This is a genomic window from Enterobacter sp. YSU, assembly GCF_016082135.1.
GTDB classification, from domain to species: domain Bacteria; phylum Pseudomonadota; class Gammaproteobacteria; order Enterobacterales; family Enterobacteriaceae; genus Enterobacter; species Enterobacter hormaechei_C.
The window spans coordinates 3,334,451-3,349,561 of record NZ_CP059487.1; the positions used below are offsets into that span (position 1 = coordinate 3,334,451).

General features: G+C 57.1%; 13 protein-coding genes. 7 read left to right on the forward strand and 6 right to left on the reverse strand.

Annotated features, from left to right (window positions below; translation table 11 throughout):
* Nucleotides 1-27: 27 nt before the first annotated feature.
* Together H2Z33_RS16115 and H2Z33_RS16120 are read right to left on the reverse strand one after the other, a co-directional pair.
* The gene (locus H2Z33_RS16115; RefSeq protein ID WP_017383393.1) at nt 28-1,014 is read right to left on the reverse strand and encodes a CobW family GTP-binding protein; all 987 of its coding nucleotides are present in this window, start codon (nt 1,012-1,014) and stop codon (nt 28-30) included.
* Nucleotides 1,015-1,137: 123 nt separating this feature from the next.
* The gene (locus tag H2Z33_RS16120; protein ID WP_063134525.1) at nt 1,138-2,604 is read right to left on the reverse strand and encodes a mannitol dehydrogenase family protein; all 1,467 of its coding nucleotides are present in this window, start codon (nt 2,602-2,604) and stop codon (nt 1,138-1,140) included.
* A 205-nt stretch (nt 2,605-2,809) separates the two neighbouring features.
* On the opposite strand from H2Z33_RS16120, the gene uxuA reads away from it, so the two are divergent.
* Entirely contained in the window at nt 2,810-4,000 is a 1,191-nt protein-coding gene (gene uxuA, locus H2Z33_RS16125) for a mannonate dehydratase (protein ID WP_045338068.1), read from the forward strand.
* Nucleotides 4,001-4,116: 116 nt separating this feature from the next.
* Here the strand turns inward: uxuA and yeiP are convergent, their stop codons facing one another.
* Nucleotides 4,117-4,689: an elongation factor P-like protein YeiP gene (yeiP, locus tag H2Z33_RS16130; protein WP_003859355.1), complete on the reverse strand. Its 573-nt coding sequence runs from the start codon at nt 4,687-4,689 to the stop codon at nt 4,117-4,119.
* Between the two features lie 164 nt (nt 4,690-4,853).
* Here yeiP and H2Z33_RS16135 point away from each other — a divergent pair, with 164 nt between their 5' ends.
* The gene (locus tag H2Z33_RS16135; RefSeq protein ID WP_003859353.1) at nt 4,854-5,108 is read left to right on the forward strand and encodes a YkgJ family cysteine cluster protein; all 255 of its coding nucleotides are present in this window, start codon (nt 4,854-4,856) and stop codon (nt 5,106-5,108) included.
* On the opposite strand, the gene setB is transcribed toward H2Z33_RS16135, so the two are convergent.
* Nucleotides 5,105-6,286, reverse strand: coding sequence for a sugar efflux transporter SetB (gene setB, locus H2Z33_RS16140; RefSeq protein WP_015572310.1), 1,182 nt, complete (start codon nt 6,284-6,286; stop codon nt 5,105-5,107). The two genes, H2Z33_RS16135 and setB, sit on opposite strands and share 4 nt — an antisense overlap.
* A 358-nt stretch (nt 6,287-6,644) precedes the next feature.
* On the opposite strand from setB, the gene fruB reads away from it, so the two are divergent.
* From fruB to fruA, 3 genes are read left to right on the forward strand one after another with little or no spacing between them, the layout of a single operon-like run.
* Complete coding sequence (gene fruB / locus H2Z33_RS16145) at nt 6,645-7,775, forward strand: fused PTS fructose transporter subunit IIA/HPr protein (protein ID WP_040117881.1); 1,131 nt, start codon at nt 6,645-6,647, stop codon at nt 7,773-7,775.
* Nucleotides 7,775-8,713, forward strand: a complete 939-nt coding sequence (fruK, locus tag H2Z33_RS16150) for a 1-phosphofructokinase (protein WP_006811313.1) — start codon at nt 7,775-7,777, stop codon at nt 8,711-8,713. The genes fruB and fruK overlap by 1 nt, the downstream gene beginning before the upstream one ends.
* A 16-nt stretch (nt 8,714-8,729) precedes the next feature.
* Complete coding sequence (gene fruA / locus H2Z33_RS16155; RefSeq protein ID WP_015572312.1) at nt 8,730-10,415, forward strand: PTS fructose transporter subunit IIBC; 1,686 nt, start codon at nt 8,730-8,732, stop codon at nt 10,413-10,415.
* A 74-nt stretch (nt 10,416-10,489) separates the two neighbouring features.
* Here fruA and nfo read toward each other — a convergent pair whose 3' ends face one another.
* Together nfo and H2Z33_RS16165 are read right to left on the reverse strand one after the other, a co-directional pair.
* Nucleotides 10,490-11,347 carry a deoxyribonuclease IV gene (nfo, locus tag H2Z33_RS16160; RefSeq protein ID WP_017383389.1) on the reverse strand — a complete coding sequence of 286 codons (858 nt, stop codon included), beginning with the start codon at nt 11,345-11,347 and terminating at the stop codon, nt 10,490-10,492.
* A gap of 64 nt (nt 11,348-11,411) precedes the next feature.
* On the reverse strand, nt 11,412-12,458 hold the full coding sequence (locus H2Z33_RS16165; RefSeq protein WP_047733535.1) for a YeiH family protein: 1,047 nt from the start codon (nt 12,456-12,458) through the stop codon (nt 11,412-11,414).
* A gap of 97 nt (nt 12,459-12,555) precedes the next feature.
* Here H2Z33_RS16165 and yieE point away from each other — a divergent pair, with 97 nt between their 5' ends.
* Complete coding sequence (gene yieE / locus H2Z33_RS16170; protein WP_017383387.1) at nt 12,556-13,422, forward strand: DNA-binding transcriptional regulator YeiE; 867 nt, start codon at nt 12,556-12,558, stop codon at nt 13,420-13,422.
* Nucleotides 13,423-13,602: 180 nt separating this feature from the next.
* Nucleotides 13,603-15,072, forward strand: a complete 1,470-nt coding sequence (locus tag H2Z33_RS16175; protein WP_006811308.1) for an amino acid permease — start codon at nt 13,603-13,605, stop codon at nt 15,070-15,072.
* Nucleotides 15,073-15,111: the final 39 nt, after the last annotated feature.

Genomic DNA, 15,111 nt, shown 5'->3' on the forward strand with positions numbered 1-15,111 from the left:
CAGCAATGTGTGAAATCAGGGGCAACGTTAGCCGCCCAAACTTAAACGAAGCTTCAACAGGCTTGACTGGAGGGCATTCCAGTCGGTATTAACCGCACTAATTAACTCTATCCGGCTGTCGGGTGGCGCGACGTTCTGGGTTTCAATAAAGAAATCCTCGCCCTGACGGTTAATGCGCACCAGACCATCCGGAGTGCGCATGATTCCTTTTACCCGCTCAACCGGCGCGAGTCTCGCCCATTCCAGTATACCAATGGTGTCGAAAACCGTATCGGCATCGAAGATCCACCCGCAGGCCTGATGCCCCTGGCCGCTGTTCAGGTTGCGACGCCAGCGCTGATGCTCCGGCAGGCTCAGTGCAGCCAGGCCTTGCTTCGCGCCGTGGCTATGCGAATGCTCAGCGCTGGCAGGCAGTTGCGTCTGGTTTAGGCGGGGAAGGTCGAGCAGGGCGCCATCAATGTTGCCCTGGGTCGTCTGCACATACTGACGTCCACCGCCAGCCTGCTGCCACCAGGACTGGAACGCGGCCTGACTCTCAGCCGTCGCGCGATCGGATTTATTCGCCACGATAATATCTGCCGAGGCGAGCTGGTCGCGGAAATTGTCATTATTGATCGCTTTTTCATCCAGCAGCTGGCGGGGGTCGAGCAGGCAAAGCGTCGCACGCAGCTCAAGCCACGGCTCGTATACCGGGGCGGTCAGTAAATCAAGGATTTGCTTAGGATGCCCCAGCCCGGTGGGCTCAATCAGCAGACGGTCCGGCTTGCCCTGACGCAGCAGCGTATTCAGCCCGACCTGCATCGGCAGACCATTCACGCAGCACATACACCCGCCCGGGATCTCTTTCACCATCGCGCCGCTGTCGGCGAGCAACGCGCCGTCGATCCCCACTTCGCCAAATTCGTTGACCAGCACGGCCCACTTTTCCGCCGGGTCTTTATTGGCCAGCAAATGCAGAATGGACGTAGTTTTACCGCTGCCTAGAAAACCGGTGATCAGGTTGGTTTTGGTCACGTGCGCTCCGATAAATAATTGTGATGTAGTAACAACTATCTATCATCCTGACGAAAAAATCGGGCATTGAGAAGAGGAAGGGCGAACGGAGCATAAAACCGTTCGCCTTAAACGCAATAATCGCTAAATTTTTAACGTTTCGATAACGGCCTGGCGCGCGCCGAGCCGGACGAGGCGCTGGTACGCGCTGGTGATTGCCTCGACAAAGACAGGGTTTTGCGGCAGGTCGTCGCCAAAGATTTCATTTAGCGTCAGCAGGGCGCTAACGCGTTCTGCGTCGCTGCTGGTAGCGACAATGGCCTGAAACTTGTCGCTCAGCGGATCGCGTACGTCAATGGCGTTGCCCTGTTCGTCCGTACCGCTGACGTAGCGCATCCAGCCCGCCACCCCCAGCGCCAGTAATGGCCAGGCGGTGTTACGCTCAAGATGCATGCGGATCCCTTCCAGCATGCGCTGAGGCAGCTTCTGGCTGCCGTCCATGGCGATTTGCCATGTACGATGCTGTAGGGCCGGGTTGGCGAAGCGGTCAAGCAGGCTGTCAGCATAGGCTGTCAGATCAACGTTGGTGATGCGCAGCGTAGGGGCCTGCTCATTCAGCATCAGCCTGCGGGCAGCCTCGCGGAAACTGTCGTCCTGCATACATTCATTTATGTGCGCGTAGCCGGCAAGGTAGCCCAGATACGCGAGGAAGGAGTGGCTGCCGTTCAGCATCCGCAGCTTCATCTGCTCCCAGGGCAGGAAATCCTCAACCATCTGTACGCCTGCCACCTCCCACTCCGGACGCCCGGCGACAAAGTTATCTTCCACTACCCACTGAATGAACGGTTCACAGCTGATGGCGCAGGGATCCTCAACGCCAAGTTCCTGGGTGATTTCCGCGAGTGAGGCGTCGGTGGCGGCGGGCACGATTCGGTCGACCATGGTACCAGGGAAGCTCACGTGCGCCTCGATCCATGCGGCCAGCTCTGCGGAACGCTTTCCGGCCATGCCGAGAACGGCATTTTTCACCACGTGGCCGTTGTCGGGAATATTGTCGCAGGAGAGCACGGTAAACGCCGGCAGGCCCCGCTCGCGGCGGCGATGAAGCGCTTCAACCAGAATACCCGGCGCGGAATGCGGCTCAGACGGGTGCTCGAGATCGTGCAGGATGCGGCTGTTCCGCATATCCAGTTTTCCCGTCGCCGGATCGATGCAGTAGCCTTTTTCGGTAATGGTGAGGGAGACAATTGCCACCTGCGGTTCGCAGAATTTCTCAATAATGGCTGCCAGCGAGTCGAGTTTGGCGTTCAGGCACTCTTTTACCGCACCGATAATAATGGGCTGATTGCCTTCGGCACCTTTCTCCAGCACGGTAAACAGATGATCCTGCGCCCGGAGCTGGCCCATAAGGACATCGCCGCTAAAGAGGCTAATCTCACAAATTCCCCAGTCGCCTCCTTTGGCATTCAGTACCCGGTTTGTTAACAACGCCTGATGCGCCCGGTGGAACGCGCCAAAACCGAAATGGACGATGCGGGAGCGTAACTGCTCGCGATCGTAGCGGGGCTGCTGGACATGAGCAGGAAGCGCGGTGGAGGCAATAGTCTTCATGTAATACACACCTGATTAACCATTAATTAACAATGCCAGTGTAAAGTTATATGACAACAAATTAAATTGGTAAGCCGTAAATATCCCTGTTATGTGAGTTTGATCAATCAATGCCGCGTGCTGTATTGACCACTTCGATTAAACATGTATGGTAGTCGTCATTGAAGTAACACATATTGGTATAACAACTTGAGAGGGTGGGGCAATGGAACAAACCTGGCGTTGGTACGGGCCGAACGATCCGGTTTCTCTTGATGATGTGCGTCAGGCTGGCGCAACGGGTGTGGTCACGGCGCTGCATCATATTCCGAACGGTCAGGTGTGGCCGGTGGAGGAAATCCAAAAGCGTCAGGCTCAGCTGGCAGAGAAGGGATTAACCTGGTCTGTTGTGGAAAGTATTCCGGTTCACGAAGATATCAAAACCCACTCCGGTGAGTGTGATACCTGGATTGCGAATTATCAGCAGAGCATTCGTAACCTGGCAGCCTGTGGTATTGATACCGTCTGCTACAACTTTATGCCGATCCTGGACTGGACGCGTACCGACCTGGAATATGAAATGGCCGATGGTTCGAAGGCGCTGCGTTTCGATCAAATCGCTTTTGCGGCTTTCGAGCTGCACATTCTGAAGCGTCCGGGGGCGGAAGCAGACTACACCGTCGAAGAGCAGCAGCAGGCGCTGGCGTGGTTCAATGCCGCCGGTGAAGCGGACATTGAGAAGCTGGTTCGCAATATCATCGCGGGCCTGCCCGGTGCGGAAGAGGGTTATACCCTCGATCAGTTCCGCGCGCGCCTGGCGGAATATGGCGATATCGATAAAAACCAGCTGCGTGAAAACATGGCGCACTTCCTGCGCGCTATTGTTCCGGTGGCAGAAGAAGTCGGCGTGCGGCTGGCGGTTCATCCAGACGATCCACCGCGTCCTATTCTTGGCCTGCCGCGTATCGTGTCGACCATTGAAGATATGCAGTGGCTGAAAGAGACGGTGGACAGCATCTACAACGGCTTTACCATGTGTACGGGCTCGTATGGCGTGCGGGCGGATAACGATCTGGTGCGGATGATCGAAACCTTCGGCGATCGCATTCATTTCACCCACCTGCGTGCAACCTGCCGTGAAGAGAACCCTAAAACCTTCCACGAAGCAGCCCATCTTGGCGGCGACGTGAACATGGTTGCGGTGGTGGATGCCATTCTCTCTGAAGAGGTACGTCGTAAGCAGGCGGGGGATGTGCGTCCAATCCCGTTCCGTCCGGATCACGGGCACCAGATGCTGGACGATCTGCGCAAGAAAACGAATCCAGGGTATTCGGCGATTGGCCGTCTGAAAGGGATGGCGGAAGTGCGCGGTATCGAGCTGGCGCTGAAAATGACGAAGTATCCTGAACTGCTGTAAAGGTTGTTGCCGGGTGGCGGCTGCGCCTTACCCGGCCTACAAAAACACAAAAACCGGCATCAGAGCCGGTTTTTTGTAGGCCCGGTAAGCGTAGCGCCACCGGGCGAAAAGCACGATCAGTCAGCACGACCCATATAGCGTTTTTCTTCGATATGGATACGGATTTTCTCGCCCGCTGACAGGTACTCTGGCACCTGTACGACCAGACCGGTAGTCAGGGTAGCCGGTTTGTTACGCGCACTTGCAGACGCGCCTTTGATGCCCGGCGCCGTTTCAACGATTTCCAGATCAACGGTCTGAGGCAGCTCCAGCGCCAGCAGCACGCCATCCCAGGTCAGCACCTGCATGTCCGGCATCCCACCTTCAGGAATAAACAGCAGCTCTTCTTCGATCTGATCTTTGGTGAAGATATACGGGGTGTAATCTTCTTTATCCATGAACACGTATTCGTTGCCGTCGATGTAGGAGAAATCAACGTAGCGACGGGTCAGGGTCACGGTATCGACGATATCGTCGCCTTTAAAACGTTCTTCCACTTTCAGGCCGGTGCGGACATCGGAGAAACGCATTTTGTACAGCGTTGCTGCGCCGCGGGCGCTGGGTGCCTGAATGTCGATATCTTTCACAATCAGCAGTTTGCCGTTGTAATTCAGTACCATACCTTTCTTAATTTCGTTCGCTCTTGGCATTGCAGTAATCCTGTTTACGGGAGGTAAAAAATATCGCGCCAAATTACTCGCGCGCGGCCTTTCAGGCAAGCGGAATTCGTGGGTTTTGCTATCAATACATAAAAGGTGTTACTGTGCGCGCAATGCCCGACTGCGCGGGCATCTGCCACCAACAGAGAGCATGTATGGATTGTCGTTCCGACTGTGGCGCGTGCTGTACCGCACCGTCCATCTCAAGCCCCATTCCAGGCATGCCGGAGGGCAAGCCTGCCAATACCCGCTGCGTTCAGCTCTCTGACACTAACCTGTGCATGATCTTTGGCTCGCCCCTGCGCCCGAAAGTGTGCTCCGGGCTCCAGCCAACCGCCGAAATGTGCGGCAGTACGCGCCAGCAGGCCATCACTTATCTGCTTGAGCTGGAAGCGCTCACCGCGCCTTAAACATCTTTGATTCGCGTCAGGCAGCTCAGCGTCAGGACGCACATCACCAGCGCAATCCAGAACACCGTATGATAGTTCCAGATTTCAGCCACAACGCCCGCCAGTGAGCCTGCAATAATCCAGCCCACGCGGGTGGTATTAGTATAAAGGGTGGTGGCAGAGCCTGCCTGACCCGGCATCAGATCCTGGAAGTAGAGCATGCCGATACCGGCCAGAATACCGATGTAAATGGCGTTCAGCAGCTGTAAAGCAAGAAGCAGGGCTGGCGTATGAACCGTCAGCATACCGACATAAAACAGCAGCCCGGCTACGGCGGCGACGCGCATCAAAAAGCGCTTGCCGAAGCGCTTCGCGTAATAGCCCGCAATCAGCATGGTGGGGATCTCAAGCCCCGCGGCGGTTCCCATCATGATCCCGGCCAGCTTCTCCGGCAGATGCAACTCATCAATAATAAACAGCGGCATATTAATGATATAGAGGCTGTTGGTTCCCCACATTAGCGTACAGATAATGAATAACAGCAGCGCGTCGCGCCGGTTACGTCGCGGAGCTTCCAGCGTACCGGTCGCCACTTTCGGCTCTTTGCGCATGGAGGGCAGAAAGAACCAGACCATTGCGCCGCATACCACGAAGGCCACGGCTGCGCTGAGGTACATCACCGTAAAGCCAAAACCCATCGCCAGCGCGTAGGCGAGCGGGGGGCCAATCACCCAGGCCAGCGACACCTGCGCGCGCAGTATCGAGCTGAACATCACCGCTTCTCGCCCGGTGCGGTCGGCATGCTCGCGGGCAAGGGCGAACATCTGCGGGTTGGCGGTCGAGCCGAAACTGCTCAGGAAGACGCCCACGAACAGCAGAATGAAGTAGTTACGGTTCCAGGCAAACAGCAGGCAGGCAAACACCCCGAGCAGGCAGCAAAAAACGATCAGGCTTTTGCGATCGCCTTTGCGGTCTGAACGCCCGGCTAGAAACTGGCTGACGAAAATGCCGATGATGGCGCTCCCGGTGAAGAAGAAGCCAACCATCGCCGGGCGGGCGTGAACTTCGTTGGTCAGAAACAGGCTCAGCGTAGGCGTTTGTAACGCACCGGCAATACCGGTGAGAAAAGCAACGATCAAAAACGCCGTTGACGTCAAATCAAAAGGCTTTGGTGAGGCGGCAGCGGGGGTGTTATGCATGTTCAGTCTTTGCGAGTAACAGAGAGAGGCGGAGTTTACGCCGCCTGTCATTAAATAAACAGAGGGCAAAATCAAGATTGCCACAATAAATTAAAATAGCATTTCAGTTTATCGCCGTTTCGCTGAAGCGTGCTGAACCTGTTTGCTGAACATCAGCAAAAACCTCCCGACTGAAGAAGAAATGTGCTGCACTTCTAAATTCTGCAACAAGAAATGTAACTTTTCTTGCAACCTTTTGTAGAAATGACAAGACTTCTTGAAACGTTTCAGCGCTATCTTGCCTGTCCTGACGAAGCAGGTTAGCGCCTGGTTTCTCAGTTAAGCTGAAACGATTCAATTTCAGCAGGAGAGGAGAATCATGTTCCAGTTATCTGTTCAGGATATTCACCCGGGCGAACAGGCCGGGAATAAAGAAGAGGCTATTCGCCAGGTCGCCGCTGCGCTCGTGCAGGCTGGCAACGTGGCTGACGGCTACGTCAACGGCATGCTGGCGCGTGAACAGCAGACCTCCACCTTCCTCGGTAACGGTATTGCAATTCCGCACGGCACCACGGACACCCGCGATCAGGTGCTGAAAACCGGCGTGCAGGTCTTCCAGTTCCCGCAGGGCGTGCTGTGGGGCGAGGGTCAGGTGGCTTACGTGGCGATTGGCATCGCGGCCAGCGGTGACGAACACCTGGGCCTGCTGCGTCAGCTGACGCACGTGCTGAGTGATGATGCCGTCGCGGAACAGCTTAAATCCGCCACCACTGCTGAAGAGCTGCGTGCCCTGCTGATGGGCGAAAAACAGAGCGAAGCGCTGAAGCTGGATAATGAAACCCTGACGCTGGACGTCGTTGCGTCCGATTTGCTGACGCTCCAGGCGCTGAACGCGGCCCGCCTGAAAGAAGTGGGAGCGGCAGATACCACTTTTGTGACGTGCGCCATCAATGATAAGCCATTAAACCTGGGTCAGGGCATCTGGCTGAACGACAGTGCTGAAGGCAACCTGCGTAGCGCTATCGCGGTCAGCCGTGCTGCGGTTGCCTTTGAGACAGACGGCGAACGCGCCGCGATGCTGGTAACGGTCGCCATGGCGGACGATCAGCCGGTATCCGTGCTGAAGCGTCTGGGCGATCTGCTGCTGAACAATAAAGCTGAAAAACTGCTGAACGCAGACGCGGCGACGGTGCTGGCCCTGCTGACCAGCGACGATGCGCTGACGGATGACCTGCTGAGCGCAGAGTACGTGGTGCGTAACGAACACGGCCTGCATGCCCGTCCGGGCACCATGCTGGTGAATACCATTAAACAATTTGCAAGTGAGATCACCGTGACCAATCTGGACGGTTCGGGTAAACCAGCCAACGGGCGCAGTCTGATGAAAGTGGTCGCGCTGGGCGTGAAGAAAGGCCATCGTCTGCGCTTTACCGCGCAGGGTGCGGATGCTGAACAGGCGCTGAAAGCGATTGGCGACGCCATCGCGGCCGGTCTGGGGGAGGGCGCATAATGAGCAGACGTGTTGCGACCATTACGCTGAACCCGGCTTACGATCTGGTGGGTTTCTGCCCGGAAATTGAGCGTGGCGAAGTCAACCTGGTGCGGACGACCGGCCTGCATGCCGCAGGAAAAGGGATTAACGTAGCGAAGGTGCTGAAAGATCTCGGCATCGACGTCACCGTAGGCGGCTTCCTCGGTAAAGACAACCAGGATGGTTTTCAGCAGTTGTTCAGTGAACTGGGCATCGCTAACCGTTTTCAGGTTGTACAGGGCCGTACCCGCATCAACGTTAAGCTGACCGAGAAAGACGGTGAAGTGACCGATCTGAACTTCTCCGGCTTCGAAGTGACCCCGGCTGACTGGGAGCGCTTTGTTGCCGATTCCCTGAGCTGGCTGGGCCAGTTTGACATGGTGTGCGTCAGCGGCAGTCTGCCGTCCGGCGTCAGCCCGGAAGCGTTCACCGACTGGATGACGCGCCTGCGCAGCCAGTGCCCGTGCATTATTTTCGACAGCAGCCGCGACGCGCTGGTCGCCGGTCTGAAAGCCTCGCCATGGCTGGTTAAACCTAACCGCCGCGAACTGGAGATCTGGGCGGGCCGTAAGCTGCCAGAATTAAAGGATGTGATTGACGCTGCCCATGCGCTGCGCGAGCAGGGTATCGCTCACGTGGTGATTTCGCTGGGTGCAGAAGGTGCCCTGTGGGTGAACGCCTCCGGGGAATGGATTGCCAAACCGCCTTCAATGGAGGTGGTCAGCACCGTGGGTGCCGGGGATTCGATGGTTGGCGGCCTGATCTACGGTCTGCTGATGCGCGAATCCAGTGAACATACCTTACGTCTTGCTACCGCCGTTGCGGCCCTGGCCGTGAGCCAGAGCAATGTCGGTATTACCGATCGTACCCAGTTAGCCGCGATGATGGCGCGCGTTGACTTAAAACCTTTTAACTAACAGCAGGAGAGGAATAATGAAAACGCTGCTGATCATTGACTCCGGTCTCGGACAGGCTCGTGCCTATATGGCGAAGACCCTGCTGGGCGCGGCGGCACAAAAAGCGCATCTGGATATCATTGATAACCCGGGTGATGCTGAAATGGCGATTGTTCTGGGCGACAAAATCCCCGCTGACAGCGCCCTGAACGGCAAAAAAGTGTGGCTGGGTGATATTAATCGCGCGGTGGCACATCCTGAACTGTTTCTGAGCGAAGCAAAAGGTCATGCGACGGTTTACAGCGCACCTGTTGAGGCGGCGCCGGTTGCCGCCGCTGGGCCGAAACGCATTGTTGCGGTAACGGCCTGCCCGACAGGTGTGGCGCACACCTTTATGGCGGCTGAAGCCATTGAAACCGAAGCGAAAAAACGTGGCTGGTGGGTGAAGGTTGAAACCCGCGGCTCTGTTGGTGCGGGCAATGCCATCACGCCGGAAGAGGTGGCGGAAGCCGATCTGGTGATTGTGGCGGCGGATATCGAAGTGGATCTGGCGAAGTTTGCCGGCAAGCCGATGTACCGTACCTCTACCGGCCTGGCGCTGAAGAAGACCGCGCAGGAGTTTGATAAGGCGCTGGCAGAAGCCAAACCGTATCAGGCAACCGGTGCGGCTAAAACTGCGACCGAAGGGAAAAAAGAGTCTGCGGGCGCGTATCGTCACCTGCTGACCGGCGTGTCCTACATGCTGCCGATGGTGGTGGCGGGCGGCCTGTGTATTGCGCTCTCCTTCGCCTTTGGTATCGAGGCGTTTAAAGAGCCGGGCACACTGGCGGCCGCGTTGATGCAGATTGGCGGCGGCTCCGCGTTTGCGTTGATGGTGCCGGTGCTGGCGGGCTTTATCGCCTTCTCCATTGCTGACCGTCCGGGTCTGACGCCGGGTCTTATCGGCGGTATGCTCGCCGTGAGCACCGGTTCTGGCTTTATCGGCGGTATCATTGCCGGTTTCCTCGCCGGTTATGTGGCGAAGCTGATCAGCTCGAAGCTGAAGCTACCGCAGAGTATGGAGGCGCTGAAACCTATTCTGATCATCCCGCTGATTTCCAGCCTGGTGGTCGGTCTGGCGATGATTTACCTGATTGGTAAGCCGGTCGCGGGCATTCTGGAAGGTCTGACCCACTGGCTGCAAACCATGGGGACGGCGAACGCGGTGCTGCTGGGCGCAATCCTCGGCGGTATGATGTGTACCGACATGGGTGGTCCGGTGAACAAAGCGGCATATGCGTTTGGCGTTGGCCTGCTGAGTACCCAGACCTACGCGCCGATGGCGGCGATCATGGCGGCCGGTATGGTGCCTCCGCTGGCGCTCGGTCTGGCGACGATTATTGCCCGCCGTAAGTTCGATAAAGCGCAGCAGGAAGGCGGTAAAGCGGCGCTGGTGCTGGGCCTGTGCTTCATCACCGAAGGCGCAATCCCGTTTGCGGCACGCGATCCAATGCGTGTTCTGCCGTGCTGTATCGTGGGTGGTGCGGTGACGGGGGCTATCTCCATGGCGGTAGGTGCGAAACTGATGGCGCCGCACGGCGGTCTGTTCGTCCTGCTCATCCCTGGCGCCATCACGCCGGTGCTGGGTTATCTGCTGGCCATTGTTGCCGGTACGCTGGTGGCAGGCCTGTCTTACGCGGTGCTGAAGCGCCCGGAAGCGGAAGTGGTCGCAAAAGCAGCCTAAAAGAGGTGTCGGGTGGCGGCTTCGCCTTACCCGACCTACAAAAAAAGCCGGGTGCGTAAGCAGCCCGGCTTTTTTTATGCCGCCTGTTCAGCGGTTTGCTGCGCCTTCAGCCAGGCAATCTCTTCCGCCCAGATATCCGGGTTAATGGTTTCGAGCACCATCGGAATACCGTCGAAGCGGGCGTCCTGCATGATAAAGCGGAACGCATCATGGCCGATGTTGCCTTCGCCCAGGCTGTGGTGGCGGTCAACGCGGCTGCCGAACGCGCTTTTCGCATCGTTTAAGTGCATACCGCGAAGGTATTTAAAACCGACAATACGCTCGAACTCCTCGAAGGTATTTTTCGTGGCCTCGGTTGTGCGCAGGTCATAGCCGGCGGCAAAGGCGTGACAGGTATCGATGCACACCCCCACGCGGGATTTATCTTCCACGCCGTCGATGATCGCCGCCAGATGCTCAAACTTAAAGCCGAGGTTGCTGCCCTGACCGGCGGTATTCTCAATCACCGCCGTCACGCCCTGGGTTTTATCCAGCGTCATGTTGATGGACTCGGCGATGCGTGCCAGACAGGCGTCTTCGTCAATCTGCATCAGATGGCTGCCGGGATGGAAGTTCAGCAGCGTCAGCCCCAGCTGTTCACAGCGCTGAACCTCATCCAGGAACGCTTCGCGGGATTTTTCCAGCGCCTCGGCAACCGGGTGACCGAGGTTAATGAGGTAGCTGTCGTGGGGAAGGATTTGGCCAGGCCCGTAGCCGTATTTCTCACAGGCGGCTTTGAAATCATCAATCACTTCAGCGGTGAGCGCTGCGGCGCGCCACTGGCGCTGGTTTTTGGTGAACAGGGCGAAAGCGGTCGCCTCGATTTCGGCGGCGCGAATGGCGGCATTCGCAAGGCCACCGGCAGCGCTGACGTGCGCTCCAACATATTTCATAAAAAGACTCCTGTTAACCCGAAATGCCTATGATAGCGGGTTAACAGGAGAAGGACGAGATGGTTTATGCCAACAGGCTGTGCACGGCGAGGTTAATCGCGCCACCGCCGACAATCAGCCAGATGAAGAGCACCAGCGCCATCAGCAGCGGTTTCGCGCCGGCTTTTTTCAGCGCGCTGACGTGTGTGGTGACGCCCAGCGCCGCCATCGCCATCGCCAGCAGGACCGTATCCAGCGTCACCAGCATATCCACCATCGCTTTTGGCAGCAGGTGGAAAGAGTTGAAGACAGCGACCACGATGAACAGGATCGCAAACCACGGAATGGTGATTTTGCTTTTCTCGCTGCCGCCTGCCGGAGCAAGCTGTTTAACCCGCGCCGCGAGGAAAATCAGGAACGGGGCCAGCATCATCACGCGCAGCATTTTGGCGATGACCGCCGCGTTTTCCGCTTCCGGGTTAATGGCGTGACCTGCCGCCACCACCTGCGCCACTTCGTGCATGGTTGAGCCGATATAAATGCCGTAGGTTTCCGGACTAAACCAGTGCGCCACCAGCGGATACATGGCCGGATACAGGAAGATCGCCAGCGTACCGAAGATAACTACCGTCGCGACGGCAACCGTGACTTTACTGGCTTCGGCTTTAACGACGGGTTCTGTTGCCAGTACCGCCGCCGCGCCGCAGATGCTGCTACCCGCACCGATCAGCCAGCTGGTCTGTTTGTCCAGCCCAAAGATCTTCTGGCCGATAAAGCACGCCAGTAAAAAGGTGCTCGAAAGGGTCAGGACGTCAATGGCAATCCCGCTGACACCGACATCCGCAATCTGCGAAAAGGTGAGACGGAAGCCATAAAGGATGATCCCGAGACGTAATAAATGCTGCTTGGCGAAAAGCACGCCGCCGTCGCAGGATTTCCAGATGTGTGGATAAACGGTGTTCCCGACCACCATGCCGAGCAGAATGGCCAGCGTCAGGGCGCTGAACCCTGCGCCGGCAACCGCCGGTATACTCCCGCCCCATAAAGCCACGCCGGTAACCACGGCGCTGAGCGCGAGACCCGGCACGAAGTGCCACACTGTATGATGATGTTGTAAGGTGATTTCTGACATAACCTTCTCCTTTGTCTGGCTAAAGGTTACGGCGCTCTGGCTTAAAAATAAAATTGATTATATATTTATAATCAATCTTTATAAGTGGTAAGCAACCATGCACATTACATTGCGTCAGCTGGAAGTTTTTGCCGAGGTGCTGAAAAGCGGCTCGACAACCCAGGCGTCACAAATGCTGGCGCTCTCGCAGTCCGCCGTTAGCGCGGCCTTGACCGATCTTGAAGGGCAACTGGGCGTTCAGCTTTTCGACAGGGTAGGAAAGCGGCTGGTGGTGAACGAACATGGCCGCCTGCTGTACCCGCGTGCCCTGGCCTTGCTGGAGCAGGCAACGGAGATCGAACAGCTGTTCCGCGAGGACAACGGCGCTATTCGCGTCTACGCCAGCAGCACGATCGGTAACTACATCCTGCCGGAAGTGATTGCCCGCTACCGCCGGGATTTTCCGACCCTGCCGCTGGAAATGAGCGTCGGCAACAGCCAGGACGTGATCAACGCGGTGATCGATTTCCGCGTGGACATCGGGCTTATCGAAGGGCCGTGCCACAACGTGGATATCATTGCGGAACCCTGGCTGGAGGATGAGCTGGTGGTGTTTGCCTCCCCGGCCTCTTCTTTACTCCAGGGCGAGGTGACGCTGGAGCGTCTGGCGCAGGCGCAGTGGATCTTGCGAGAGCAGGGCTCCGGCACGCGTGAGATTGTCGATTATCTGCTGCTGTCCCATCTGCCGCAGTTCCAGTTAGGGATGGAGTTAGGTAACTCCGAGGCGATTAAGCATGCGGTGCGTCATGGCCTGGGCATTAGCTGTCTTTCCCGACGGGTGATTGCCGAACAGCTGGAGACCGGCTCTCTGGTTGAGATCCCCGTTCCGCTGCCGAAGCTGGTGCGCACGCTGTGGTGCATCCATCATCGTCAGAAACACCTTTCCAGCTCGCTCCAGCGTTTTCTGCGCTACTGCGCCATTTAACGTTCCCCGGTGGCGCTTCGCTTACCGGGGCTATGTGCGCTTATCACCCCACATTTTTATGCTTTACTTATAATCCTGACCGAGTCATGAAGCTCTCTTATAACTGAGCATTTCTGCCGGAAGCAACGCAGATCGTCTGCTACAATCGCGCCTCATTTATTGAATGGACAGCATTTTCACATGGTTTCAGAAACTAAAACCACAGAAGCGCCCGCGCTACGTCGCGCACTTAAGGCGCGTCACCTGACGATGATCGCCATTGGCGGCTCCATCGGTACGGGTCTTTTCGTTGCCTCTGGCGCAACAATTTCGGCAGCCGGCCCGGGTGGGGCATTATTCTCTTATATCCTGATTGGCCTGATGGTCTACTTCCTGATGACCAGCCTGGGTGAACTGGCGGCATACATGCCGGTGTCTGGTTCGTTTTCGACCTACGGACAAAAATACGTTGAGGAAGGCTTCGGCTTCGCGCTGGGCTGGAACTACTGGTACAACTGGGCGGTGACCATCGCCGTTGACCTCGTCGCCGCACAACTGGTGATGACCTGGTGGTTCCCGGACACGCCAGGCTGGATCTGGAGCGCCCTGTTCCTGGCGGTCATCTTCCTGCTGAACTACATCTCCGTGCGCGGCTTTGGCGAAGCGGAATACTGGTTCTCTTTGATTAAAGTGGCAACCGTCATCATCTTTATCGTTGTCGGTGTGGCGATGATCGTTGGTATTTTCAAAGGGGCTGAACCGGCGGGCTGGAGTAACTGGACTATAGGCGATGCGCCGTTTGCCGGGGGCTTCTCGGCGATGATTGGCGTGGCGATGATTGTCGGCTTCTCCTTCCAGGGTACCGAGCTGATTGGTATCGCGGCCGGTGAATCCGAAAACCCGGAGAAGAACATTCCGCGCGCGGTGCGTCAGGTGTTCTGGCGTATCCTGCTGTTCTATGTGTTCGCGATCCTGATTATCAGCCTGATTATTCCGTATACCGACCCAAGCCTGCTGCGTAACGATGTGAAAGACATCAGCGTCAGCCCGTTCACGCTGGTCTTCCAGCACGCGGGTCTGCTCTCTGCCGCGGCGGTGATGAACGCGGTGATCCTGACGGCGGTACTGTCTGCGGGTAACTCCGGGATGTACGCCTCCACCCGCATGCTCTACACCCTGGCCTGCGACGGTAAAGCGCCGCGTATTTTCTCGAAACTGTCTCGCGGTGGCGTGCCGCGCAACGCGCTGTATGCGACCACGGTGATTGCGGGTCTCTGTTTCCTGACCTCCATGTTCGGCAATCAGACGGTCTACCTGTGGCTGCTTAACACCTCTGGTATGACGGGCTTCATTGCCTGGCTGGGCATTGCCATCAGCCACTACCGTTTCCGTCGCGGGTACGTCAAGCAGGGTCATGATCTGAATAATCTGCCGTACCGGTCAGGGTTCTTCCCGCTGGGGCCGATCTTCGCCTTCGTTCTGTGCCTGATTATTACCCTGGGTCAGAACTATGAGGCCTTCCTTGCGGACACCATTGACTGGGGCGCCGTCACGGCCACCTATATTGGCATTCCGCTGTTCCTGATCATCTGGTTTGGCTACAAACTGACGAAAGGAACACGCTTCGTTCGCTACAGTGAAATGGATTTCCCGGAACGATTTAAACAATAACCGCACTTCCTCTCTTTTAGCCCGCTCAGTTGAGCGGGC

Excerpts from the sequence above, each read along its gene's own strand:
- H2Z33_RS16120 (WP_063134525.1), bottom strand. The coding sequence starts at position 2,604 with ATGAAGACTATTGCCTCCACCGCGCTTCCTGCTCATGTCCAGCAGCCC.
- uxuA (WP_045338068.1), top strand. The coding sequence starts at position 2,810 with ATGGAACAAACCTGGCGTTGGTACGGGCCGAACGATCCGGTTTCTCTT.
- yeiP (WP_003859355.1), bottom strand. The coding sequence starts at position 4,689 with ATGCCAAGAGCGAACGAAATTAAGAAAGGTATGGTACTGAATTACAAC.
- H2Z33_RS16135 (WP_003859353.1), top strand. The coding sequence starts at position 4,854 with ATGGATTGTCGTTCCGACTGTGGCGCGTGCTGTACCGCACCGTCCATC.
- setB (WP_015572310.1), bottom strand. The coding sequence starts at position 6,286 with ATGCATAACACCCCCGCTGCCGCCTCACCAAAGCCTTTTGATTTGACG.
- fruB (WP_040117881.1), top strand. The coding sequence starts at position 6,645 with ATGTTCCAGTTATCTGTTCAGGATATTCACCCGGGCGAACAGGCCGGG.
- fruK (WP_006811313.1), top strand. The coding sequence starts at position 7,775 with ATGAGCAGACGTGTTGCGACCATTACGCTGAACCCGGCTTACGATCTG.
- fruA (WP_015572312.1), top strand. The coding sequence starts at position 8,730 with ATGAAAACGCTGCTGATCATTGACTCCGGTCTCGGACAGGCTCGTGCC.
- nfo (WP_017383389.1), bottom strand. The coding sequence starts at position 11,347 with ATGAAATATGTTGGAGCGCACGTCAGCGCTGCCGGTGGCCTTGCGAAT.
- H2Z33_RS16165 (WP_047733535.1), bottom strand. The coding sequence starts at position 12,458 with ATGTCAGAAATCACCTTACAACATCATCATACAGTGTGGCACTTCGTG.
- yieE (WP_017383387.1), top strand. The coding sequence starts at position 12,556 with ATGCACATTACATTGCGTCAGCTGGAAGTTTTTGCCGAGGTGCTGAAA.
- H2Z33_RS16175 (WP_006811308.1), top strand. The coding sequence starts at position 13,603 with ATGGTTTCAGAAACTAAAACCACAGAAGCGCCCGCGCTACGTCGCGCA.